General features: G+C 61.9%; 21 protein-coding genes. 7 read left to right on the forward strand and 14 right to left on the reverse strand.

Annotated features, from left to right (window positions below; all coding sequences use genetic code 11):
• Positions 1-1,042 (forward strand): 3'-5' exonuclease (locus ACIOUG_RS23880; protein ID WP_401069139.1); only part of this gene is annotated, 1,042 nt, incomplete at its 5' end.
• A gap of 55 nt (positions 1,043-1,097) precedes the next feature.
• Positions 1,098-1,670 carry a xanthine phosphoribosyltransferase gene (locus tag ACIOUG_RS23885; RefSeq protein WP_025113230.1) on the forward strand — a complete coding sequence of 191 codons (573 nt, stop codon included), beginning with the start codon at positions 1,098-1,100 and terminating at the stop codon, positions 1,668-1,670.
• 132 nt (positions 1,671-1,802) lie between these two features.
• On the opposite strand, the gene ACIOUG_RS23890 is transcribed toward ACIOUG_RS23885, so the two are convergent.
• The 6 genes from ACIOUG_RS23890 to dadA form a co-directional block, all read right to left on the reverse strand.
• Positions 1,803-3,725, reverse strand: coding sequence for an acetyl-CoA hydrolase/transferase C-terminal domain-containing protein (locus ACIOUG_RS23890; protein ID WP_401069141.1), 1,923 nt, complete (start codon positions 3,723-3,725; stop codon positions 1,803-1,805).
• A 135-nt stretch (positions 3,726-3,860) separates the two neighbouring features.
• Positions 3,861-4,277, reverse strand: a complete 417-nt coding sequence (locus ACIOUG_RS23895; protein WP_025112727.1) for a cytochrome c5 family protein — start codon at positions 4,275-4,277, stop codon at positions 3,861-3,863.
• 182 nt (positions 4,278-4,459) lie between these two features.
• Complete coding sequence (locus ACIOUG_RS23900) at positions 4,460-5,008, reverse strand: cupin domain-containing protein (protein WP_007920393.1); 549 nt, start codon at positions 5,006-5,008, stop codon at positions 4,460-4,462.
• Positions 5,009-5,096: 88 nt separating this feature from the next.
• Complete coding sequence (gene alr, locus ACIOUG_RS23905; RefSeq protein WP_401069143.1) at positions 5,097-6,170, reverse strand: alanine racemase; 1,074 nt, start codon at positions 6,168-6,170, stop codon at positions 5,097-5,099.
• Positions 6,171-6,265: 95 nt separating this feature from the next.
• Positions 6,266-6,619, reverse strand: coding sequence for a RidA family protein (locus ACIOUG_RS23910; protein ID WP_169842948.1), 354 nt, complete (start codon positions 6,617-6,619; stop codon positions 6,266-6,268).
• Complete coding sequence (gene dadA / locus ACIOUG_RS23915; RefSeq protein WP_401069146.1) at positions 6,591-7,895, reverse strand: D-amino acid dehydrogenase; 1,305 nt, start codon at positions 7,893-7,895, stop codon at positions 6,591-6,593. Before dadA ends, ACIOUG_RS23910 begins: the two co-directional genes overlap by 29 nt.
• Positions 7,896-8,050: 155 nt before the next feature.
• On the opposite strand from dadA, the gene ACIOUG_RS23920 reads away from it, so the two are divergent.
• Positions 8,051-8,539, forward strand: coding sequence for an Lrp/AsnC ligand binding domain-containing protein (locus ACIOUG_RS23920; protein WP_003177284.1), 489 nt, complete (start codon positions 8,051-8,053; stop codon positions 8,537-8,539).
• Positions 8,540-8,627: 88 nt separating this feature from the next.
• Here the strand turns inward: ACIOUG_RS23920 and ACIOUG_RS23925 are convergent, their stop codons facing one another.
• Positions 8,628-8,981, reverse strand: coding sequence for a YkgJ family cysteine cluster protein (locus ACIOUG_RS23925; RefSeq protein ID WP_401069149.1), 354 nt, complete (start codon positions 8,979-8,981; stop codon positions 8,628-8,630).
• A gap of 147 nt (positions 8,982-9,128) precedes the next feature.
• On the opposite strand from ACIOUG_RS23925, the gene ACIOUG_RS23930 reads away from it, so the two are divergent.
• The gene (locus ACIOUG_RS23930) at positions 9,129-10,439 is read left to right on the forward strand and encodes an NAD(P)/FAD-dependent oxidoreductase (RefSeq protein WP_401069151.1); all 1,311 of its coding nucleotides are present in this window, start codon (positions 9,129-9,131) and stop codon (positions 10,437-10,439) included.
• Positions 10,440-10,555: 116 nt separating this feature from the next.
• On the opposite strand, the gene ACIOUG_RS23935 is transcribed toward ACIOUG_RS23930, so the two are convergent.
• The gene (locus ACIOUG_RS23935; protein WP_401069154.1) at positions 10,556-10,801 is read right to left on the reverse strand and encodes a DUF1127 domain-containing protein; all 246 of its coding nucleotides are present in this window, start codon (positions 10,799-10,801) and stop codon (positions 10,556-10,558) included.
• 179 nt (positions 10,802-10,980) lie between these two features.
• Here ACIOUG_RS23935 and ACIOUG_RS23940 point away from each other — a divergent pair, with 179 nt between their 5' ends.
• Positions 10,981-12,459, forward strand: a complete 1,479-nt coding sequence (locus ACIOUG_RS23940; RefSeq protein WP_401069157.1) for a PLP-dependent aminotransferase family protein — start codon at positions 10,981-10,983, stop codon at positions 12,457-12,459.
• On the opposite strand, the gene ACIOUG_RS23945 is transcribed toward ACIOUG_RS23940, so the two are convergent.
• The 4 genes from ACIOUG_RS23945 to ACIOUG_RS23960 form a co-directional block, all read right to left on the reverse strand.
• The gene (locus tag ACIOUG_RS23945; protein ID WP_401069159.1) at positions 12,400-12,924 is read right to left on the reverse strand and encodes a hypothetical protein; all 525 of its coding nucleotides are present in this window, start codon (positions 12,922-12,924) and stop codon (positions 12,400-12,402) included. The genes ACIOUG_RS23940 and ACIOUG_RS23945 overlap by 60 nt on opposite strands.
• Before the next feature lie 14 nt (positions 12,925-12,938).
• Positions 12,939-15,362, reverse strand: coding sequence for a fimbria/pilus outer membrane usher protein (locus tag ACIOUG_RS23950; protein ID WP_401069161.1), 2,424 nt, complete (start codon positions 15,360-15,362; stop codon positions 12,939-12,941).
• A complete protein-coding gene (locus ACIOUG_RS23955) occupies positions 15,362-16,075 on the reverse strand; it encodes a fimbria/pilus chaperone family protein (protein ID WP_401069163.1) in 714 nt (237 codons plus the stop codon). The genes ACIOUG_RS23950 and ACIOUG_RS23955 overlap by 1 nt, the downstream gene beginning before the upstream one ends.
• Before the next feature lie 90 nt (positions 16,076-16,165).
• Positions 16,166-16,816, reverse strand: coding sequence for a DUF1120 domain-containing protein (locus tag ACIOUG_RS23960; protein WP_401069166.1), 651 nt, complete (start codon positions 16,814-16,816; stop codon positions 16,166-16,168).
• A gap of 252 nt (positions 16,817-17,068) precedes the next feature.
• Between ACIOUG_RS23960 and ACIOUG_RS23965 the strand changes: the two genes are divergently transcribed.
• The gene (locus ACIOUG_RS23965; protein WP_401069169.1) at positions 17,069-18,679 is read left to right on the forward strand and encodes a phospholipase D family protein; all 1,611 of its coding nucleotides are present in this window, start codon (positions 17,069-17,071) and stop codon (positions 18,677-18,679) included.
• Positions 18,680-18,766: 87 nt separating this feature from the next.
• On the opposite strand, the gene ACIOUG_RS23970 is transcribed toward ACIOUG_RS23965, so the two are convergent.
• Both ACIOUG_RS23970 and ACIOUG_RS23975 read right to left on the reverse strand, forming a co-directional pair.
• Positions 18,767-19,909 (reverse strand): MFS transporter, encoded by a 1,143-nt coding sequence (locus ACIOUG_RS23970; RefSeq protein WP_401069172.1) that lies wholly within the window; start codon positions 19,907-19,909, stop codon positions 18,767-18,769.
• A gap of 243 nt (positions 19,910-20,152) precedes the next feature.
• On the reverse strand, positions 20,153-21,646 hold the full coding sequence (locus ACIOUG_RS23975; RefSeq protein ID WP_103483714.1) for an aldehyde dehydrogenase: 1,494 nt from the start codon (positions 21,644-21,646) through the stop codon (positions 20,153-20,155).
• Positions 21,647-21,881: 235 nt separating this feature from the next.
• On the opposite strand from ACIOUG_RS23975, the gene ACIOUG_RS23980 reads away from it, so the two are divergent.
• Positions 21,882-22,244 (forward strand): cupin domain-containing protein, encoded by a 363-nt coding sequence (locus tag ACIOUG_RS23980; protein ID WP_003229472.1) that lies wholly within the window; start codon positions 21,882-21,884, stop codon positions 22,242-22,244.
• Positions 22,245-22,460 lie beyond the last annotated feature (216 nt).

The raw sequence follows: 22,460 nt of genomic DNA on the forward strand, positions 1-22,460 counted from the left end.
AGCCGAGCGCGTGGCCATGGAAATCCTCAGCCTGCACTTGCGCACCGACCGCCCGTACAGCGATTTCGCGATCCTCTATCGCGGCAACTACCAGGCCAAGCTGATCGAGCTGAAGTTGCAGCACCACCAGGTGCCGTACCGCCTGAGCGGCGGCAACAGTTTCTTCGGGCGTCAGGAAGTGAAGGACTTGATGGCCTACTTCCGGCTGATCGTGAACCCGGACGACGACAACGCTTTCCTGCGGGTGATCAACGTGCCGCGCCGGGAAATCGGCTCGACCACCCTGGAAAAACTCGGCAACTACGCCACCGAACGCAAGATCTCGATGTACGCCGCCACCGATGAAATCGGTCTGGGCGAGCATCTGGACAGCCGCTTCACCGATCGCCTGTCGCGCTTCAAGCGCTTCATGGACAAGGTGCGCGAGCAGTGTGCCGGCGAAGACCCGATCTCGGCGCTGCGCAGCATGGTCATGGACATCGACTACGAGAACTGGCTGCGCACCAACAGTTCCAGCGACAAGGCTGCGGACTACCGGATGAGCAACGTCTGGTTCCTGATCGAGGCGTTGAAGAACACCCTGGAAAAAGACGAAGACGGCGAAATGACCGTCGAGGACGCCATCGGCAAACTGGTCCTGCGCGACATGCTCGAACGTCAGCAGGAAGAAGAGGACGGCGCTGAAGGCGTGCAGATGATGACCCTGCATGCGTCCAAGGGCCTGGAATTCCCCTATGTGTTCATCATGGGCATGGAAGAGGAAATCCTCCCGCACCGCTCCAGCATCGAAGCCGACACCATCGAGGAGGAGCGCCGCCTGGCCTACGTGGGCATCACCCGCGCCCGTCAGACCCTGGCGTTCACCTTCGCCGCCAAGCGCAAACAGTACGGCGAGATCATTGACTGCGCGCCAAGCCGCTTCCTCGATGAGCTGCCGCCGGACGATCTGGCGTGGGAAGGCAACGACGACACACCGACCGAAGTCAAAGCCGTGCGCGGCAATAGCGCATTGGCTGATATACGCGCGATGTTAAAGCGCTAGAATTGACCACTTTTTTAAAGCTTAGGGCGCACAAGCGCTGAACGAGGACAGCTTCATGGAAGCATTGCACCAGAAAATCCGCGAACAAGGCATCGTGCTTTCCGACCAGGTCCTGAAAGTCGACGCCTTTCTGAACCACCAGATCGACCCGGCCCTGATGAAGCTGATCGGCGACGAATTCGCCACGCTGTTCAAGGATTCGGGCATCACCAAGATCGTCACCATCGAAGCCTCGGGCATTGCCCCGGCGATCATGACCGGTCTGAACCTGGGCGTGCCGGTGATCTTCGCCCGCAAGCACCAGTCCCTGACCCTGACGGAAAACCTGCTGTCGGCGACCGTTTACTCGTTCACCAAGCAGACCGAAAGCACCGTGGCCATCTCGCCGCGTCACCTGACCAGCAGCGACCGCGTGCTGATCATCGACGACTTCCTGGCCAACGGTAAGGCTTCGCAGGCGCTGATCTCGATCATCAAGCAGGCTGGCGCCACCGTGGCTGGCCTCGGCATCGTGATCGAGAAGTCGTTCCAGGGCGGCCGTGCCGAACTGGATTCGCAGGGCTACCGCGTTGAATCGCTGGCTCGCGTTAAATCGCTGAAGGATGGCGTCGTCACCTTCATCGAATAATCCAGCAACACCGCAGCCCCCCCTGTAGGAGTGAGCCTGCTCGCGATAGCGTAGTGTCAGCTGATATTTTCGTCAGCTGATACACCGCCATCGCGAGCAGGCTCACTCCTACAGTTGTTTTAGGTCAGGCCGTTATTGCGCGGTGGCCTTCAGGCCAGTGAGCAGCAGGCGCTGGAACAGGTCCTCTTTCAAGCCTTCCGGGTGGCTCAGTTGCATACGTTCAAGGTGCTCGGGGAACATCGAAGCCTCCGGTGCATCCAGCGCGGCTTTGCCCAGCTCCAATATCTCGCTCAACTTGAACTTGCTCTTCAGCCAGTTCAGCGCCCGCAGCAGATCCCGCTCGATCGCGGTGAAATCACAACCCAGCGGATACTCCGGAAACAGGTTCGAATGCTTGGCGGCAATCGCTTGCAAGCGTTGCGGGGTGTTCTCGGCGAAGCGTGGATCAAGGCGGAAATCCTTTGGCAGTTTGCCGACCTTCTGCGCCTGCTCGATCAGCCCCGGCTGGAAGCGTGAATCCGTGATGTTCAGCAGAGATTCGATCACCACCGCATCGGTCTTGCCACGCAGATCGGCGATGCCGTACTCGGTGACCACGATGTCACGCAGGTGCCGTGGAATCGTGCAATGCCCGTATTCCCAGACGATATTCGAACTGACGTCACCGCCGGACTCGCGCCAACTGCGCAGGATCAGAATCGAGCGCGCATCGTGCAGCGCGTGGCCTTGGGCGACGAAGTTGTATTGCCCGCCAACGCCGCTGAGCACCCGCCCGTCCTCCAGTTGATCGGCCACGCCCGCGCCCATCAGGGTCATGGTGAACACGGTGTTGATGAACCGCGCATCGAGGCGCTGCAAGCGCTTCAATTCTTCCTGCCCATACAGCTCGTTGATGTAGCTGATACGGGTCATGTTGAATTCGAGGCGTTTGCTCAACGGCAGCTCGCGCAGGCGCTCGTAGAAACTGCGCGGTCCGAGGAAGAAGCCGCCGTGCACCGAGATGCCATCGGTCTGCGCTGCCTCGTCGAGGGTGCCGGCGTTGGCCTGTTCCTGGGTCTGCACGTCGGGGTAGACCTTGCGCCGGATGATCCCGGCATCGGCCAGCACCAGCAGACCGTTGACGAACATTTCGCTGCAGCCATACAGTCCCTTGGCGAATGGCGCGGTACCGCCCTCGCGTTCGATCAACTGTGCCCACTGGCTGAGATTGATGTCGTTGAGCAACGCTTGGTAACCGGCATTGTCCGCCTGGCGCGCGAGCAGTGCGGCGGTGAGCGCATCGCCCATCGAACCGATGCCGATCTGCAACGTGCCGCCATCGCGCACCAGGGTGCTGGCGTGCAGACCGATGAAATGATCCTGAAACCCCACCGGCATGTTCGGCGTGGAAAACAGCGTGCTGCTGTCCTTCGCGTCGATCAGCAGGTCGAAAGTGTCGATATCGACTTCGGCATCACCGGGCATGTACGGCAGATCGGTGTGCACCTGGCCGACCAGCAGAATGGTCTCCCCGGCGTCGCGGCGCCTGGTGATCATCGGCAACAGGTCGAGGGTGATGTCCGGGTTGCAGCTCAGGCTCAGGCGATCGGGATGTTCGCTGCTGCTGGCGAGCAATTGCGCCACCAGATTGAGGCCGGCGGCATTGATGTCGCGGGCGGCGTGGCTGTAGTTGCTGCTGACGTAATCCTGCTGGGCCGGCGCGCTGTTGAGCAGGCTGCCGGGCTGCATGAAGAACTGTTCGATACGGATGTTGGCGGGGAGGCTGTCACGCTGCAGATCGGCGAGGAAATCGAATTCGGGGTAATCGCCGAACACCCGCTCGACGAAGGGTTCGATGAAGCGCTTCTGCAAACCGTCGCCCAGCGTCGGCCGACCGAGGCACAGCGCGGTGTAGATCGTCAGTTGCCGCTCGGGCAGGTCCTTGATCCGCCGGTACAGCGCGTTGACCAAGTGATTAGGCTTGCCCAGCCCCAGCGGCAGGCCCATGTGGATATGCGCCGGCAAGCGTGCAAGCACGTCGTCCACTGCCTGTTCGATCGAACACAACTGCACCATCTGAAGCCTCCTGCCCGTTCCGTGAATAGGGGTAGACCGAGCTTGCCTCGAGTTTGCTGCAAAGGACAGCGAAAGCCGTGAATCGCAGGCACAAAAAAACCGTCCGAAGACGGTTTTTTTCGTCAGAAGCGCGGCTTATTTCAGGCCGGACATCTTCTGGATCGCACCTTTCAACTCGTCATCCGAGCAGTCGGCGCAGGTACCTTTGGGTGGCATCGAATTCAGGCCAGTGATGGCTTTGGCCAGCAGGCCGTCGAGGCCGCCCTGGTGATCAGCACGGTCTTTCCAGGCCGCTGCGTCACCGATTTTCGGTGCACCCAGCAGGCCGGTACCGTGGCAAGCGTTGCAATGTTTTGCAATCACTTCATCCGGCGTCTTCGCGCCACCGCCGCCGCCAGCGGAGGCAGCGACTTCCATGCCTTTGCATTCCTGCCCCTGAACACACACCTGGCCGACCGGCTCGAGGCGCTTGGCAATGTCGTCATTCGTCGCAGCTTGAGCGCTGACAGCCCAGAGGGCCAGTACGGTTGCTGGTGCGGCCAGCATTTTCATAATTAGGTTCACGCGTTCACCCTCAATGGTGGCTATTCACGCCTGCGGCCACGGTTCGCAGGCGGGCGCAAGTATAGCGGGTAGCCCGCCACACTGAAACAACCCCATAGTCGAAGGGGTTATACCGCGCTGTGGAAAAACTCATCGGATGCCTTCACCGTCATGGCTTGGCACCTCTGTATTTAAAAATTTGCCGGCGTGGCTGCGCTGATTAGTCGCGCAGGCGCGTCGAACGGATTACGGAAACGATGCGGCTTGGTACTTTCAAAATAGTAGCTGTCGCCGGCTTCGAGAATAAAAGTTTCAAGGCCCACCACCAATTCCAGACGACCTTCCACCAGAATCCCTGTTTCCTCGCCTTCGTGGGTCAGCATTTCTTCGCCGGTATCGGCGCCCGGCGGGTAGATTTCGTTGAGGAACGCGATGGCCCGGCTCGGGTGTGCGCGGCCGACCAGTTTCATGGTCACGGCGCCGTCGGAAATGTCGATCAGCTCGTTGGCCTTGTAGACGATCTGGGTCGGGACTTCCTGCAGGATTTCTTCGGAGAAGAACTCGACCATGGACATGGGAATCCCGCCCAGAACCTTCCTCAGCGAACTGATCGAAGGGCTGACGCTGTTCTTCTCGATCATCGAAATGGTGCTGTTGGTGACGCCCGCACGTTTGGCGAGTTCACGCTGGGAAAGCCCTTTGAGCTTGCGGATCGATTGCAGTCGTTCACCGACGTCCAAGGCGCGAGCCTCCTGATGTTGTAAGAATATTGAGCGTTATCATGGCGACAGCGTTCAGTATTTACAACACTTGGCCCCCGCAGCGGCGTCAACCCTCGGAATAGAGCCTTGGCACCCGGCGCAGGTTGCAGAAGATCTGATACGGAATGGTGTCCGCCCACTGCGCCACTTCGCTGGCGAGGATGTTTTTGCCCCACAGCTCGACGGTCGAACCGAGGTCCGCTTCCGGCACATCGGTGAGGTCGATACATAGCATGTCCATCGACACGCGACCAAGAATCCGGCTGCGTTTGCCGGCCACCAGCACCGGCGTACCGGTTGGCGCCTGACGCGGGTAACCGTCGGCATAACCCATGGCGACCACGCCGATGCGCATCGGCTTGTCGGTGATGAATTTGGCGCCGTAGCCGATCGGCTCGCCGGCGGGCAATTCGCGTACGCAGATGACTTTTGATTCGAGGGTCATCACCGGTTGCAGACGCTCGGCCACGGCGTTGGCTTCTTCGAACGGCGTGGCGCCGTAGAGCATGATCCCCGGGCGCACCCAGTCGCTGTGAATCTGTGGCCAACCGAGCACGGCTGGCGAGTTGCGCAGACTGACTTCGGCGGCGAGGCCCTGACGCGCCGCCTCGAACACTGCGACTTGATCGGCACTGCTTTGCTCGTGCAACTCATCGGCGCGGGCGAAATGACTCATCAGCACGATCTTTGCCACTTTGCCGCTGGCCAGCAGGCGCTGGTAGGCCGCCGCGTAATCCTTCGGATGCAGGCCGACGCGGTGCATGCCCGAGTCGAGCTTCAACCACACGGTGATCGGTTTGCTCAGTGCCGTCTGCTCGATGGCATCGAGTTGCCACAGCGAGTGCACCACAGTCCAGAAATCATGCTCGACGATCAGCGCCAGCTCATCGGCTTCGAAGATGCCTTCGAGCAACAACACCGGGGCCTTGATCCCGGCCGCGCGCAGCTCCAAAGCCTCTTCGATGCAAGCGACGGCAAACCCGTCGGCCTCGGCTTCCAGCGCCTGGGCGCAACGCACTGCACCGTGACCGTAGGCATCCGCCTTGATCACCGCCAGCGCCTTGGCGCCGGTGACTTCGCGGGCAATTCGGTAGTTGTGACGCAGGGCTTGAAGGTCGATCAGGGCACGGGCAGGACGCATGGCAGCAGACTTCTTGGCGGTCATGGGAAGAAAAACCGGCGCTGGCTGACGGCGTGAACCGCCAACAGCGCCGGGAGAGGGATCTTTACAACGGGTTACGGCAGTGCGGCGACGATGGAGATCTCGACCAGAATGCTCGGCTTGGCCATCTTCGCCTCGACGGTGGCCCGGGCCGGGGCGGCGCCCTTGGGCAGCCACTGATCCCACACCGAGTTCATCGCGGCAAAGTGCGCGTCGATGTCGTTCAGGTAAATCGTCGCCGACAGCAAATGCTGTTTGTCGGTCCCGGCCAGATCGAGCAGGCGCTCGATATTGGCCAGCACCTCGCGGGTCTGTTGCTCGACCCCGCCATCAAAGTCGTCGCCGACCTGTCCGGCCAGATACACGGTGCCGTTGTGGCTGACGATCTGACTCATGCGCTCATTGGTGAGCTGGCGCTGGATTGCCATGTTTTGCGGACTCCTGAGGCTTGTTGCCGTAACGGGAAATATCGAGGCCTTCGGCGCTGATCTGCGGCTTTTTCTTCGCCATCAGATCGGCCAGCAAACGACCGGAACCGCACGCCATGGTCCAACCCAGGGTGCCGTGACCGGTGTTGAGGAACAGGTTCTTGAACGGCGTGGCGCCAACGATCGGCGTGCCATCTGGCGTGGTCGGACGCAGACCGGTCCAGAAGCTCGCCTCGGCCAGATTGCCGCCCTGAGGATAAAGGTCGTTGACGATCATCTCCAGGGTTTCACGCCGACGCGGGTTCAGCGACAGGTCAAAACCGGCGATCTCGGCCATGCCGCCGACGCGGATGCGGTTGTCGAAACGGGTGATCGCGACCTTGTAGGTCTCGTCGAGAATGGTCGAGGTCGGGGCCATGTCCGGGTTGGTGATCGGCACGGTCAGCGAGTAACCCTTGAGCGGATACACCGGCGCCTTGATGCCCAGCGGCTTGAGCAGTTGCGGCGAGTAGCTGCCCAGGGCCAGCACGTAGCGATCGGCGGTTTCCAGCTTGCCGTCGATCCATACACCGTTGATTCGGTCACCTGCGTGGTCGAGGCGCTGGATGTCCTGACCGAAGCGGAATTCCACACCGAGCTTCACGGCCATTTCCGCCAGGCGCGTGGTGAACATCTGGCAGTCGCCCGTCTGGTCGTTCGGCAGACGCAGGGCGCCAGCGAGGATATCGGTGACACCGGCCAGGGCCGGTTCGACGCGGGCAATGCCGGCGCGGTCGAGGACTTCAAACGGCACGCCGGATTCTTTCAGCACGGCGATGTCTTTGGCGGCGCCATCGAGCTGCGCCTGAGTGCGGAACAGCTGGGTGGTGCCGAGGCTGCGGCCTTCGTAGGCGATGCCGGTTTCGGCGCGCAGTTCGTCGAGGCAGTCGCGGCTGTACTCGGACAGACGCACCATGCGCTCCTTGTTCACCGCGTAACGGTTGGCGGTGCAGTTGCGCAACATCTGCGCCATCCACAAGTACTGGTCGATGTCGGCCGTGGCCTTGATCGCCAGCGGCGCGTGGCGTTGCAGCAACCACTTGATGGCCTTGAGCGGCACACCCGGCGCGGCCCACGGCGAGGCATAACCCGGCGACACCTGGCCGGCGTTGGCGAAACTGGTCTCCATGGCCGCGGCGGGTTGCCGGTCGACCACCACCACTTCAAATCCGGCACGGGCCAGATAGTAAGCACTGGCGGTACCGATGACGCCGCTACCCAAGACCATTACGCGCATTTTGTATCCCTCATCGCGGCAGGGCCGCGTACGTCTGTTGTTAGAGCAATGATGCGCGCAGTGTAAAAAAGAATGGCCAGTGCATTTCACTATATAAGCGCCTATATTTGGCGACAATTCTCGGCAAAAACCCTTTTCACGGAGGCGCATCCCCTATGCGTACCAACACTCAGACCAAACGTGAGCTGGACAAGATCGACCGCAACATCTTGCGGATCCTGCAGGCGGACGGGCGGATTTCCTTTACCGAACTCGGGGAAAAGGTCGGCCTGTCCACCACACCGTGCACGGAGCGGGTGCGGCGGCTGGAGCGCGAGGGGATCATCATGGGCTACAACGCCCGCCTGAATCCGCAGCACTTGAAGGGAAGCCTGCTGGTGTTCGTCGAGATCAGTCTGGATTACAAATCCGGCGACACGTTCGAGGAATTCCGCCGCGCGGTGCTGAAACTGCCGCACGTGCTGGAATGCCACCTGGTGTCAGGGGATTTCGACTATCTGGTGAAAGCGCGGATTTCCGAGATGGCCTCGTACCGCAAGCTGCTGGGCGACATTCTGTTGAAGCTGCCGCATGTGCGTGAGTCCAAAAGCTATATCGTGATGGAAGAGGTGAAGGAGAGCCTGAGCCTGCCCATTCCAGACTGAGATTTGGAAGATCAAAAGATCGCAGCCTTCGGCAGCTCCTACAGGAGAACGCATTTCCATGCAGGAGCTGCCGAAGGCTGCGATCTTTTCAGACCAGCACCTGCCGATTCGAAGCCATGTACTCGAAAATCTGCTTTTCAACGCGCGGATGAATCAGCTCCACCGGCCGCCGCTCATTCGGGCACGGCAAGGTTTTGGTGGTACCGAACAACCGGCAAATCAGCGGCCGCTCTTCATACACCGTGCAGCCATTGGGCCCCAGGTGCACACAGTTCAGCTCGTCCATCGCCGCATCCTGCTCGGCGCGGGTCTTGCGCGGCAGGCGGGCCATTTCTTCCGGTGAAGTGGTCACGGGTCCGCAGCAGTCATGGCAGCCCGGCACGCAGTCGAACTTGGGGATCTGCTGACGCAGGGTGCGGATTTTCTGGCTGTTGCAGCTCATCGAAACAGTGACCAACGGGAAACAGGCGGCAATTGTGCCGCAAAAGCCGTGATCCAGACAGCAACGGCCGACCAGTGTTGCCCGTCTTCGGCCGTGCGGCTTATGCTCCGTCAAATTTTCTCGACACGCAGCCGTTGGATGATGCCCATGAATGCCCGCGCCCGAACCTTCGCGAGCCAACCCCACGTTGCCTCTTACTACGCCGCCAGCAGCCTGCCGCAGCCTGATCATCCGGCGCTGCAAGGCGAAGTGATTGCTGATGTGTGCGTGGTCGGCGGCGGGTTTTCCGGGCTGAACACTGCGCTGGAACTGGCCGAGCGCGGCCTCAGTGTGGTGCTGCTGGAGGCACACCGGATCGGCTGGGGCGCCAGCGGCCGCAACGGCGGGCAGTTGATTCGCGGGGTCGGCCATGGTCTCGATCAATTCGCCAATGTCATCGGCGCGGACGGCGTGCGGCAGATGAAGCTCATGGGTCTGGAGGCGGTGGAAATCGTTCGCCAACGCGTCGAGCGCTTTCAGATCCCGTGCGACCTGACCTGGGGCTATTGCGACCTTGCCAACAAAGTTGCCGACCTGGAAGGCTTTGCCGAAGACGCCGAAGAATTGCGCGGACTCGGCTATCGCTACGAAACCCGACTGCTGCAAGCCGATGAGATGCACAGCGTGGTCGGTTCCAAACGCTATGTCGGTGGCTTGATCGACATGGGTTCGGGGCATCTGCACCCACTGAACCTGGCACTCGGCGAAGCGGCTGCGGCGCAACAACTGGGCGTCAAACTGTTCGAACAATCGGCGGTCACCCGCATCGACTACGGCCCCGAAGTTCGCGTACACACCGCTCAAGGTTCAGTGCGGGCGAAAACCCTGGTGCTGGGCTGCAACGCTTACCTCAACGACCTCAATTCGCAACTCAGTGGCAAAGTCCTGCCCGCCGGCAGCTACATCATCGCGACCGAACCCCTGTCCGCAGAACTGGCGCACAGCCTGCTGCCGCAAAACATGGCGGTCTGCGACCAGCGCGTGGCGCTGGATTACTACCGGCTCTCGGCCGATCGACGCCTGCTGTTCGGCGGTGCCTGCCATTACTCGGGGCGCGATCCGAAGGACATCGGCGCCTACATGCAGCCGAAGATGCTCGAAGTGTTCCCGCAACTGGCAGGCGTGAAGATCGACTATCAATGGGGCGGGATGATCGGCATCGGCGCCAACCGTCTGCCACAGATCGGCCGGCTCAATGATCAGCCGAACGTGTATTACGCCCAGGCCTATTCCGGGCACGGGGTGAATGCCACGCACCTGGCGGGCAAACTGCTGGCCGAGGCGATCAGCGGGCAACACAGCGGCGGGTTCGATCTGTTTGCCAAGGTGCCGCACATCACCTTCCCCGGCGGCAAGCATTTGCGCTCGCCGCTGCTGGCGCTGGGGATGTTGTGGCATCGGCTCAAAGAGCTGGCCTGACGGATATGTGGCGCCTTTGCCGACGCCTTCGCGAGCAGGCTCGCTCCCACACTTGGAATGCATTTCCCTGTGGGAGCGAGCCTGCTCGCGAATGGTCCTCACGATCACTGAAGATCTCAGATCCGCCAGAACGGTTTCAACCCCTCCTCCAGCGCCTGTTCCCGGGTCAGCCCGACATCCTTGAGCTGCGCCGGCGTCAGGCTCAGCAACGCCTTGCGCGTGTGCAGACGATGCCAGAACAGGCCCCAGCGGCTCAGGCCGGACGGTGCGTTGCGCAACATCTCATTGCGCGCACGGTCGCTCTGCCCTGCCTCCAGTTCCTGACTGTGTAACGTCAGCCGCACATCGCTCAAGCCGTTCATTTTTGTCGCTCCTGTTTACTTGGGTCGCCAGAGATTCCATGATGCGCGGGCCGGCAAAAGCATTACAGATTCAACAAGCCTGTATTAACTCCATACAGATTTGTCATTCCCGAGACTGAATCACCGATTTTTGCCGCATCTGTACTGGTTTGACCAATCACCTGTATCGAGGCAGTGCCATGACCCTGTATGTGAATCTCGCCGAATTGCTCGGCACCCGCATCGAACAAGGTTTCTACCGCCCTGGCGATCGCTTGCCTTCGGTGCGCGCCTTGAGCGTCGAACACGGGGTCAGCCTGAGCACGGTGCAGCAGGCGTATCGCATGCTTGAAGACAGCGGACTGGCCACGCCCAAACCCAAGTCCGGCTACTTCGTGCCGGTGGGGCGCGAGCTGCCGGAACTGCCAGTGGTCGGGCGTCCGGCGCAGCGGCCGGTGGAGATTTCGCAGTGGGATCAGGTGCTGGAGCTGATCCGCGCGGTACCGCGCAAGGACGTGGTGCAACTGGGGCGTGGCATGCCGGATATCAGCTCGCCGACCATGAAACCGCTGCTGCGCGGGCTGGCGCGGATCAGCCGCCGACAGGACATGCCCGGTCTGTATTACGACAACATCCACGGCACCCTTGAACTGCGCGAACAGATCGCCCGCTTGATGCTCGATTCCGGCTGCCAGTTGAGCGCCAGCGACCTGGTGATCACCACCGGTTGCCACGAAGCGCTGTCCACCAGCATCCACGCGATCTGCGAGCCGGGCGACATTGTCGCGGTGGACTCGCCCAGCTTTCACGGCGCCATGCAAACCCTCAAGGGCCTGGGCATGAAGGCCCTGGAAATTCCCACCGATCCGCTCACCGGCATCAGCCTCGAAGCGCTGGAACTGGCGCTGGAACAGTGGCCGATCAAGGTCATCCAGATCACCCCCAACTGCAACAACCCGCTGGGCTACATCATGCCGGAGTCGCGCAAACGTGCGTTGTTGACGCTGGCGCAGCGCTTCGACGTGGCGATCATCGAGGACGATGTGTATGGCGAACTGGCTTACACCTACCCGCGTCCGCGCACGATCAAATCCTTCGACGAAGACGGCCGCGTGCTGCTCTGCAGTTCGTTTTCCAAGACCCTGGCACCAGGCCTGCGCATCGGCTGGGTAGCGCCGGGCCGCTATCTGGAACGGGTGCTGCACATGAAATACATCAGCACCGGCTCTACCGCGCCGCAGCCGCAGATTGCTATCGCCGAATTTCTCAAGGGTGGCTACTTCGAACCGCATTTGCGGCGGATGCGCACACAATACCAGCGCAATCGCGACCTGATGATCGACTGGGTCAGCCGCTACTTTCCGGCCGGGACCCGCGCCAGCCGTCCGCAGGGCAGCTTTATGCTGTGGGTCGAATTACCCGAGGGCTTCGATACGCTGAAACTCAATCGTGCGCTGCACGATCAGGGCGTACAGATTGCCGTCGGCAGCATCTTTTCCGCCTCGGGCAAGTACCGCAATTGCCTGCGGATGAACTACGCGGCCAAACCGACACCGCAGATCGAAGACGCCGTGCGCAAGGTCGGTGCCGCGGCGATTCGACTGCTGGCCGACGCCGAGTCATTCGAGCTGAAACGTGCCGTACCCCTCGAAGCGCTGCAGGTCGGCGACACGGCTTGAGGCATCGCTGACGCGGGCTTCGATTTCCAGCTCCACGTCGAGATGACGACCGGTAGCGATGCTGCCCGCGCGCCAGTTCACGATGCGATCGCCAGGTTGCAGCAGATCCGCCGTCCCGGCCCGGCCGGCCTCGCGCTGCCACTGCACCGGCACACCATCCAGACGCGCCGCCACCATGCGTATCTGCAAGCGCCCCGGTGCCCAGCGATAATGCAGCGCATCGCTGCTCGGGGCCGCAAACGACCAGCTGATCGGGCGCACATCCGGGCATTCAATGCGCAGATGAACCCGACGTACGCCGAAGCTGCCATCCTCGCCAGTCGATGGTCGCACCAACAGTTGCGCGCGCGTCGCAACGCCATAGTCCACCCTGCCCGGCGCGAGCGTCATCTGGCAGGTCGCGTTGACCATGGCGGACGCCGATGCCAGCCAGGCCAGCATGATCCGGATAATCCATCGTTGCATAAGCAAAACCTCGGTCATGTAAGGTTCAAGGGCTGACAGAGCGCGTCGACCGGCTCGATCAATGCGTGCTCGTCAGGCGATTCGGCCAGGTTGAATTGCAGCTCACATTGCGTGTTGTCCGAGAGCTGTACCCGCAGCGCCTGTCCGGGCTTGATGTCCGGCACAAAGACCGTCCCGGCCTCCAGCACCGTCGTCACGTAGGCGCCTTGCCCGTCCTGCACCGCCAAACCACTGGGCAGCCACTGCCGATCAAGCGTTCTGGCCGTCAACAGCACGCGCCGTACACGGGTAATGGAGAACTCCAGGTGCTGCACCGAGCCGCGCCCGGCCTCCACTTCCTGATAGCCGTCGAGCACCTCGACGTTACGCGGCAAGCTCAACGGATCAACTTCCAGCCGGGCTGTGGAATAGGCCGGCAGACTCGCCACCACCGCCCGGCCCGCGCCATCCGTCCACACCGGACCTTGCGGCGTGTACAGTTTCAGGCCCGCACGGTCACCGGCCTTGAGCACGCCAAAGGTTTCGCGCAGCGGATACGGCGACAGCGTGATGCCATCGTGATGCAGTGCCATGCCGCCACGCAGACCCACGTCGAATTCACTGGCCCCGTCGCGCTGGTTCAGCCCCAGATCCACCTGGCTGTAATGCGTCAGCGCGTTGACCCGCAAGCCCAGGGACGGCGCCGCGGCTTCGCGGTGTTCGGCACTGGCGGTGTAGGCCAGGGTTTCACTGAGCACTTCACTCATCGACACGCCACTGCGCACACCGGAGCGCGGATCGCTGCGCAGATAGCTGCGGGCCCTGCGCTGCTCGCCCAGTGGCAGCCCCGCCGTCAGATAAACCGAGGTACCCCGGCGCCCTGCGTCGGCATCGCCGATCCCCCGCTCCAGACTCAACGACAGGCTGATCCGCGCGGGCAGCGTCTGCGACCACGACAGGCCCAGGCGCTGGTGTGGCGGCTGATCGGCATGGGTATAACGCGACCAGGTCATGCCGAACGCGCCCCAGCGCTCGACGGAGCCATTGAGAGCAAATGTCCAGTGCTCGCGCCCGGACCCTTCGGCCCGCCCCAGCTGCGGGTTCCAGCCAGTGTCCGAGAGGGTGCGAAAGCCCTGGCCACGGCGCACGGCGACCACGCTGGTGGACAGGTTCGGCGCCAGCACCGCATTGACGGTCATTTGCAACTGATGACCCGCAACGCCTGTGGCTCGATCGCTGGACAGCAGCTGACGCACCCCGGTGCTCAGATTGCCCGGCCATTGCCGCTGCAGCCCCCAACCCGCCGACAGGTAGTCCGAACCGGCCAGTACACCGCCGCTCATGCGTAGCGCTCGCGACAGACTCCACTCCTGGCCAAAGGTGGCGAACGACGGCGCCCGTCGATCATCCGCGCCCTGGCGGCGCACGGTGCCCAGCGCCAGATTGAAAGTGTCGGCCCGGTCGAGCCGGACATCCTGAAGGCTGGCGGCCGGCACGCGAAAGCGCCGCACCGGCCCCTCCTGCTCGTGCACGCTCACCTCAAGGTCGAGCTGGTTGCTCAACAACGGCAGCGCGCGCAGCGTGAACGGCCCGGCCGGAACGCGCGTGGTGTAAATCGGCACGCCGTTCTGCCGAACTTCGATCCGCGATGGCGACCAGGCGATACCCTCGACCTCGCCACGCGCCCCCTGCTGTGCCACGCGCATTTGCGCGAACGCGGCTTCCGGCAGAATTTGCACGCCGCTGAACGATTCGCCGGCAAACACGGGCGACTGCAGGTTCAACTGGCCAATCTGCACGCTGGCTTCGTGGTCTTCCAGGGTGCGCATGCCATAGGCATACAGATGCTCGAAACGTGTGCTGTCGGGCAGTTGCGTGTAGGACTGTCGACTACGCAAGACCCAGTTGCCGGCGTTCAAGCCGATCTCCGAACCCAGGCTGCGAAAATCGCTGCGCTGCCCTTCGTACTGACTGCCCATGACCAACGCATCGTAATTGAACACACCGCCGACACCGCCATTGGCGAAGCGGCGCGGTTGAAATTCCGGCAACGCCAGCAGATCGGTCGGTAACAGCAGGTCGATCTGCTCCTGACCGGGATGCAACTCGATGCTGGCCGAGGGCAGCCCTTCACGCAGTGTCAGGCACGGGTCCGTCGGCGCCGGGACCGCTGGCGAGCGCACGCCGGCAGCCTTGAGCAAGGCCGGTTGCAGGCATGGCTCGCCCTCGGCATCGAACGTCACGAACACCCGCCCCCGCGGCTGTCCATTGACCTCCAGCGCTACCAGACGTGTGCCCTGGGAGAAACGCGGCGCCTGGCGAAAGTAGGCTGCCACCGCAGGATCGAGTCCGCGCTCGCGAAGCAACTGCGCATCGAACTCCACCACCTCGCCGGCCAGCGCCACGCCGGCACCCTGAGCCATCAGCAGTGCCAGTCCCGCACGGGCACGCCGGCACATCAGCGCGTTACCGGGGCATCGAAGTGATCGACCGCAAAGCCGTACGTGGTGGCCGGGAAAATCCGCACCGCCATGGTCCGCACTGTCGAACTCAACGGCAACCCGACAGACAGGCGCTCGCCGGGGAGGATCCAGGTCCGCGGCAGATCCACCGCCTGCGTGCCCGGCAGCGGAACTATCGCCTTCGCCAATCGCACCACGTAAGGACTGGGATTACTCACCAGTAAACCGTCAGCCGTGGCCGACCACTTCAGGCGTTGCCATGGCTCGCGCTCCACCGGCAGACCGGCAGGGCGCAGGATCACTGGCAGGTTTTGCCGCACCCCGAGATTGACCCGGGCGCCATCGGTACTTGCCACGGGGTTGATCCCTTCAAAGATCACCCGTTTCAGACGCTCGGTCTGCAACGGTTCGGCGCTCTGCAAAATGAACCGCACCTGCTGCACTGCCCCGGCCTCAACCCGGGCAACCGCCGGACTGAACAGCAACAGCGTCTGATCATGCGGCTCGATGTTTACGACCGTGGTGTGCAGCAGCGCCGGACGGGTCTCGGTATTGCGCACATTCATCGTCGCCTCACCGATGCCCTCATCCACCACCAGCACCGGTGTTTGCGGGACCATGCCAGCGGCATGAACGGCGGGCATCAAAATCAAGACGAGCAGGCACAGTGGCAACGCCCTGAAGCCAGGACGGCCCATTGAAATCGGCATCGGTATTGCTCCGCTGGGGAGTTTCAACGCCCCGTCAAAGGGCGCGTTGAAGAAACGAGAAAGAACCCGGCGATGGCCGGGTTCTGACGATCAGAGGTAGTACATATCGAAGGTGACCGAGCCATCGAGCGGGATCTCGCTGGTGATCGGCAGCGCGTTACTCGGGCCAATGATCGGCAACAGGCTCATCGGAAACCCGTGATGGCGCGCTGCGACCGGGCCAGCGGCGACCCCGGTCCCCCAGGAATACAACGCCGGGGCATTGCTCACCAACGGCGAGGAAGGCAGTTGCCACGCCGGTGCCGCCAGCGTGCGGGTGATCAGCGTTTGCTGAACACCGTCGGCTTCCGGACGCCCGTGGCGCAGCGCGAAGCCGCCGATCCGGATGCCGTTGATGTCACCCAGACCATAGAACAAGGCCGGATCGCTGTGACCGGCACCGTCGCTGATGCCCGGCAGTTTGGTTGCCGGACGATTGTCTCTGACCGACACCTCCACCGGCGCCGGCGCATCGCAATTGATGTGCAGCGAAATGTCGTGAGTCGGCAGCAGCGTCTGCGTGGTCTTGTTCAGTGTGGCCGCCGAAATCTTGCGCAGATCGACCGTACCGCCACCGGCAAATGCCGGAATGCACGAGGTCGGAATAATGGTTCCGACCACGTTCAGATCGACGCTCTCGGCGGCTGCCAGTGTAGGTAATACTGCGGCCGCGAAGGCCGCCATCCATGTTGATTTTTTCATCAGTCCCTACTTGTTCGGCTAGGTATAAATGGCAGTTATGCAGTGCATCGCCTTTACAAGGCAGTAAACACCGGGGGCGATGATTTCGTTTTTTGCAGGATCCGTATGTAGGAATAGGCAACAACCAAGAGCGGAAAAAACGACATGACAAATAGTCCATAAACACATGCGAACTCATTCCTACTTCCGAACGACTAATTGTTTACACCCTGTGGCGAGCCCTACCTGAACGCAGTCTTTGAAATCCGCTGCATGCCATACTCCGCCACCCCAGCCCTCAGCCGAGAAAGCCACGTGCGACCCGGAAAAAAATTGCTCGCTGTCTGTGTGTTGTCGTCGTTGGCCAGTGGTTGCGCAAACCTCGATGTAACGCGCGCACCCAGCCAGGCGTTGCCGGCCACCGATTCCGCATTCGGTCGCGCGATTCAGGCCCAGGCGGCGCCCTATCAGGGACGCTCCGGCTTCCGCTTGCTGTCCAACAGCACCGAAGCGTTCACGGCGCGCGCTGAGTTGATCCGCAATGCGCAAACCAGCCTCGACTTGCAGTACTACATCGTCCACGACGGGGTCAGTACGCGGATGCTGGTGGAGGAACTGCTCAAGGCTGCTGATCGCGGCGTCCGTGTAAGGATCTTGCTGGACGACACCACCAGCGACGGCCTCGACACGATCATCGCCACGCTGGCGGCGCATCCGCAGATCCAGATCCGCCTGTTCAATCCGCTGCACCTGGGCCGCAGCACCGGCGTGACCCGTGCCGCCGGGCGCCTGTTCAACCTGTCGCTGCAACACCGGCGCATGCACAACAAACTGTTCCTGGCGGACAACAGCGTGGCCATCGTCGGCGGGCGCAATCTGGGCGACGAGTATTTCGATGCCGAGCCGAACCTGAATTTCACCGACATCGACATGCTCAGCGTCGGCCCGGTGGCGGAACAACTCGGGCACAGTTTCGACCAGTACTGGAACAGTGCGCTGAGCAAGCCGATCGACGAATTTCTGTCCAGCAAACCAAGCGCCAAGGACCTGCAGAACACCCGCACGCGCCTCGAAGAATCGCTGGAGGAAACCCGCAAGCAGAATCACGCGCTGTATCAACAGCTGATGACGTTCAAGACCGCGCCGCGCATGGATATCTGGCGCCGAGAATTGATCTGGGCGTGGAACCAGGCGCTGTGGGACGCACCGAGCAAAGTACTGGCCAGGGACGAGCCGGATCCGCAACTGCTGCTGACCACGCAACTGGCGCCGGAGCTGCGCGGCGTCAGTAAAGAGCTGATGATGATCTCGGCGTACTTCGTGCCCGGCCAGCCGGGGCTGGTGTACCTGACCGGACGCGCCGACGCCGGGGTCTCGGTGAGCCTGCTGACCAACTCACTGGAAGCCACCGATGTGCCGGCGGTGCACGGCGGTTATGCGCCGTATCGCAAGGCGCTGCTGGAGCACGGCGTGAAGCTGTATGAACTGCGCCGTCAGCCTGGGGATAACTATGGCAGCGGCCCGCACTTGTTCTACAGCAAGTCATTCCGTGGTTCGGATTCCAGCCTGCACAGCAAGGCGATGATTTTCGACCGGCAAAAAGCGTTTATCGGTTCATTCAACTTCGACCCGCGTTCGGTGCTGTGGAACACCGAAGTCGGAGTCCTGGTGGACAGCCCGGAACTGGCCGAACATGTACGCGAACTGGCCCTGCAAGGCATGGCGCCGGCACTGAGTTATCAGGCGAAACTGCAAGACGGCAAGATCGTCTGGGTGACCGAGGACAACGGCCAGATGCACACGCTGACCAAGGAGCCGGGGAGTTGGTGGCGACGGTTCAATGCGTGGTTCAGCACCACTGTCGGTCTGGAGCGGATGCTTTAAAAAGCAAAAGATCGCAGCCTGCGGCAGCTCCTACACTGGAATGTCGGTTTCCCTGTAGGAGCTGCCGCAGGCTGCGATTTTTTGACCTTAGGCCGTTTGCACCGCGCCGAATGCACCCTGGCGCATCAGCAGAATCACCAGCCCGAACGCCCCGACCGCCATCAACAGCGGCAACGCATGCCCGCTGATCCACTGGCTGCCCGCCCCCGCCAGCAAAGGCCCGATCAGACACCCGACACCCCACAGCTGCGCAATGTGCGCATTGGCGCGCACCAGCGCATCGTCGCGATAACGCTCGCCGATCAGAATCAGTGACAGGGTGAACAGCCCACCGGCACTGGCGCCGAACAACACCCACAATGGCCAGATCAGCAGCGTGTCGATCAACAGCGGAATCGCCAGGCTCGACAGCATCAGGATCACTGCGCAACCGGTGAACAATGTGCGGCGCGACAGGTAATCCGCCAGCGCGCCGATTGGCAGTTGCAGCAGGGCGTCGCCGACCACCACGGTGCTGACCATCGCCAGCGCGATCTCGGCGGTGAAGCCCTGCTGCAGGCAATACACCGGCAACAACGTAAGGATCATCGCCTCGAACGCCGCGAACAGTGACACCGCCCAGGCAATCGCCGGCAGCTCGCGGGCAAAACCCCACAGGTCGCTGAACGTCACGCTGCTGGCTTCACTGCTCGGCGCCCCGCTGCGGCCCATCAACAGCAATGGCGAGACCGTCAGCAGCCCGACGCCGACCCAGAACCCGTAATCGTGCTCAGTGCCGATCGCGCCCAACAGTAACGGACCAGACAGTTGGCTCAGCGCATAGCTGCTGCCATACAGCGCCACCAGCCGACCGCGCCAGTGTTCGACGACCAGTTGATTGATCCAGCTCTCGCCAAGGATGAACACGATGGTCAGGATCACCCCGATCATCAGCCGCAGCACCAGCCAGACCGGATAACTCGGCAACAGCGCGAGCAAGCCGATCGACAACGCACCCGCCCACAGGCACAGACGCATCAGGTTCGCCGTGCCGAAACGTGCCGCCAGATGACTGGAAATCTTCGCCCCCAGCAGCACGCCAATCGCCGGCATCGCCGCCATCACGCCAATGGCGAAAGAACCGTAACCCCAGCCCTCCAGGCGCAACGACACCAGCGGCATGCTGACCCCCAGGGCCAGGCCGACACTCAAGACAGACGCCAACACGGCGAAATATGTCGCCCAACGCATGTTCCACGCTCCTGTGGATATTCTTATGTGCGCCACAAAATCACTGTGGGAGCAAACCCTGTGGAGAGGGGATTCATCCCCGACAGGTCGCGCAGCGACCTCAAAACCTGCATCATCAAATGCACTGGTTTTGCGACTGCTTCGCAGCCGATCGGGGATAAATCCCCTCACCACAGAGACTTGCTCCCACAGGGGATCTCCGTAAGTTCGGGAGCCTGAACGAATCAGGCTCCCGCTAACGGCTTACAGCTTGATCCACGTCGCCTTCAGCTCGGTGTACTTGTCGAACGCGTGCAGCGACTTGTCGCGACCGTTGCCCGACTGCTTGAAGCCGCCGAACGGTGCGGTCATGTCGCCGCCGTCGTACTGGTTGACCCACACGCTGCCGGCGCGCAGCGCCTTGGCGGTCAGGTGCGCCTTGGAAATGTCCTGAGTCCATACCGCTGCGGCCAGGCCATACGGCGTGTCGTTGGCGATCTGGATCGCTTCTTCGGCGGTGTCGAAGGCGATGACCGACAGCACCGGGCCGAAGATCTCTTCCTGGGCGATCTTCATCGCGTTGCTCACGCCGTCGAAAATCGTCGGTTCGACGTAAGTACCACCAGTTTCCTGAAGGATGCGTTTGCCGCCCGCCACCAGTTTGGCGCCGTCGCTGTGACCGGATTCGATGTACGACAGCACAGTGTTCATCTGCTGGGTATCGACCAGCGCACCGACGTTGGTTGCCGGATCCAGCGGATTGCCCGGCTTCCAGGTTTTCAGCGCCTCGATCACCATCGGCAGGAATTTGTCCTTGATCGAACGCTCGACCAGCAGACGCGAACCGGCGGTGCAGACTTCGCCCTGGTTGAAGGCGATGGCGCTCGCGGCAGATTCGGCAGCGGCTTGCAGGTCCGGCGCATCGGCGAAGACGATGTTCGGGCTCTTGCCGCCGGCCTCCAGCCATACACGTTTCATGTTCGATTCGCCGGAGTAGATCATCAGTTGCTTGGCGATCTTGGTCGAACCGGTGAACACCAGAGTATCGACATCGTTGTGCAGCGCCAACGCCTTGCCGACGGTGTGGCCGTAGCCCGGCAGGACGTTGAGCACGCCTTTTGGAATACCGGCCTCAACGGCCAGCGCAGCGATGCGGATGGCGGTCAGCGGGGATTTTTCCGACGGCTTGAGGATCACCGAGTTACCGGTCGACAGCGCTGGACCGAGTTTCCAGCAGGCCATCATCAGCGGGAAGTTCCACGGCACGATAGCACCGACCACGCCCACCGGCTCGCGGGTCACCAGACCCAGTTGATCGTGCGGCGTGGCGGCGACTTCGTCGTAAATCTTGTCGATTGCTTCACCGCTCCAGCTCAGCGCTTGCGCCGCGCCCGGGACGTCGATATACAGCGAGTCGCTGATCGGCTTGCCCATGTCGAGTGTTTCGAGCAGCGCCAGTTCTTCAGCGTGCTGCTTGAGCAGGCTGGCGAAACGAATCATGGTGGCTTTGCGTTTGCTCGGCGCCAGGCGCGACCAGACGCCGGAATTGAACGTGGCACGAGCGTTTTCCACGGCGCGCTGGGCGTCGGCGGCGTCACAGCTGGCGATCTTGCCCAGCAGACGGCCATCGACCGGGCTGATGCACTCGAAGGTCTCGCCGGAGACGGCGTCGGTGTATTCACCGTTGAGGTAGGCGCGGCCTTCGATCTTCAGGTCGCGAGCACGTTGTTCCCAATCGGCACGAGTCAGGGTGGTCATTCGAGTGTCCTCCTCTTGTTGAATACGAGCGCCGCGTTCTTCGCGGACGTCTTCAGAAATGCTGCCCGGCCAGCCTGCTTTTCGGCCCAAGGCACCCGCCACCCTAAACCAGCGGCCGGGGTTGTTTCAATATATTTGACATAAGCGCGCCATACGGCCTTGCGGTGTTCATTTTAATAAACATAGACTTTGGCCCTTTCAAGCCACCGCGCCGTCATCACGGGAGAAAACAACAATGAACATCCAGAACGTCGTCGATATCAGCCTGACCACCAGCACAGCTGAACGCTATCGCCCGGACCCGGCCAAAGTGCTCAAGGGCGATCCCGAGCAAGCGGTGTTCAACCAGTACGACAGCCCTTGTGGGCAAATGGGCGTCGGCGTGTGGGAAGGCGCGGTCGGGCAGTGGACGGTGAACTACACCGAGCATGAATACTGCGAAATCCTGCAGGGGGTTTCGGTGCTGCGTGACAGCGATGGCAATGCCAAGACCTTGCGCGTTGGCGACCGCTTTGTGATTCCGGCCGGCTTCCGTGGTACCTGGGAAGTGCTGGAGGCTTGCCGCAAGATCTATGTGATCTTTGAGCAGAAGGCTTGAGGATTTTCGCTGACTGATCCGGCCCTATCGCGAGCAGGCTCACTCCTACAGGGAACCGCATTCCAATGTAGGAGTGAGCCTGCTCGCGATGAGGCCCGACGAGACACCGCAGAAATCCGAGTGTCTAGTCCTGAAATAGGTTTACACCTGTTTCAGTCTCAAAACGCCCGATGCACCGCATCGGGCGTTTTGTATTTCAGGGATAAGTGCGGCCGC

The sequence above is a fragment of the Pseudomonas sp. NPDC087803 genome, assembly GCF_044742995.1.
Lineage (GTDB): Bacteria > Pseudomonadota > Gammaproteobacteria > Pseudomonadales > Pseudomonadaceae > Aquipseudomonas.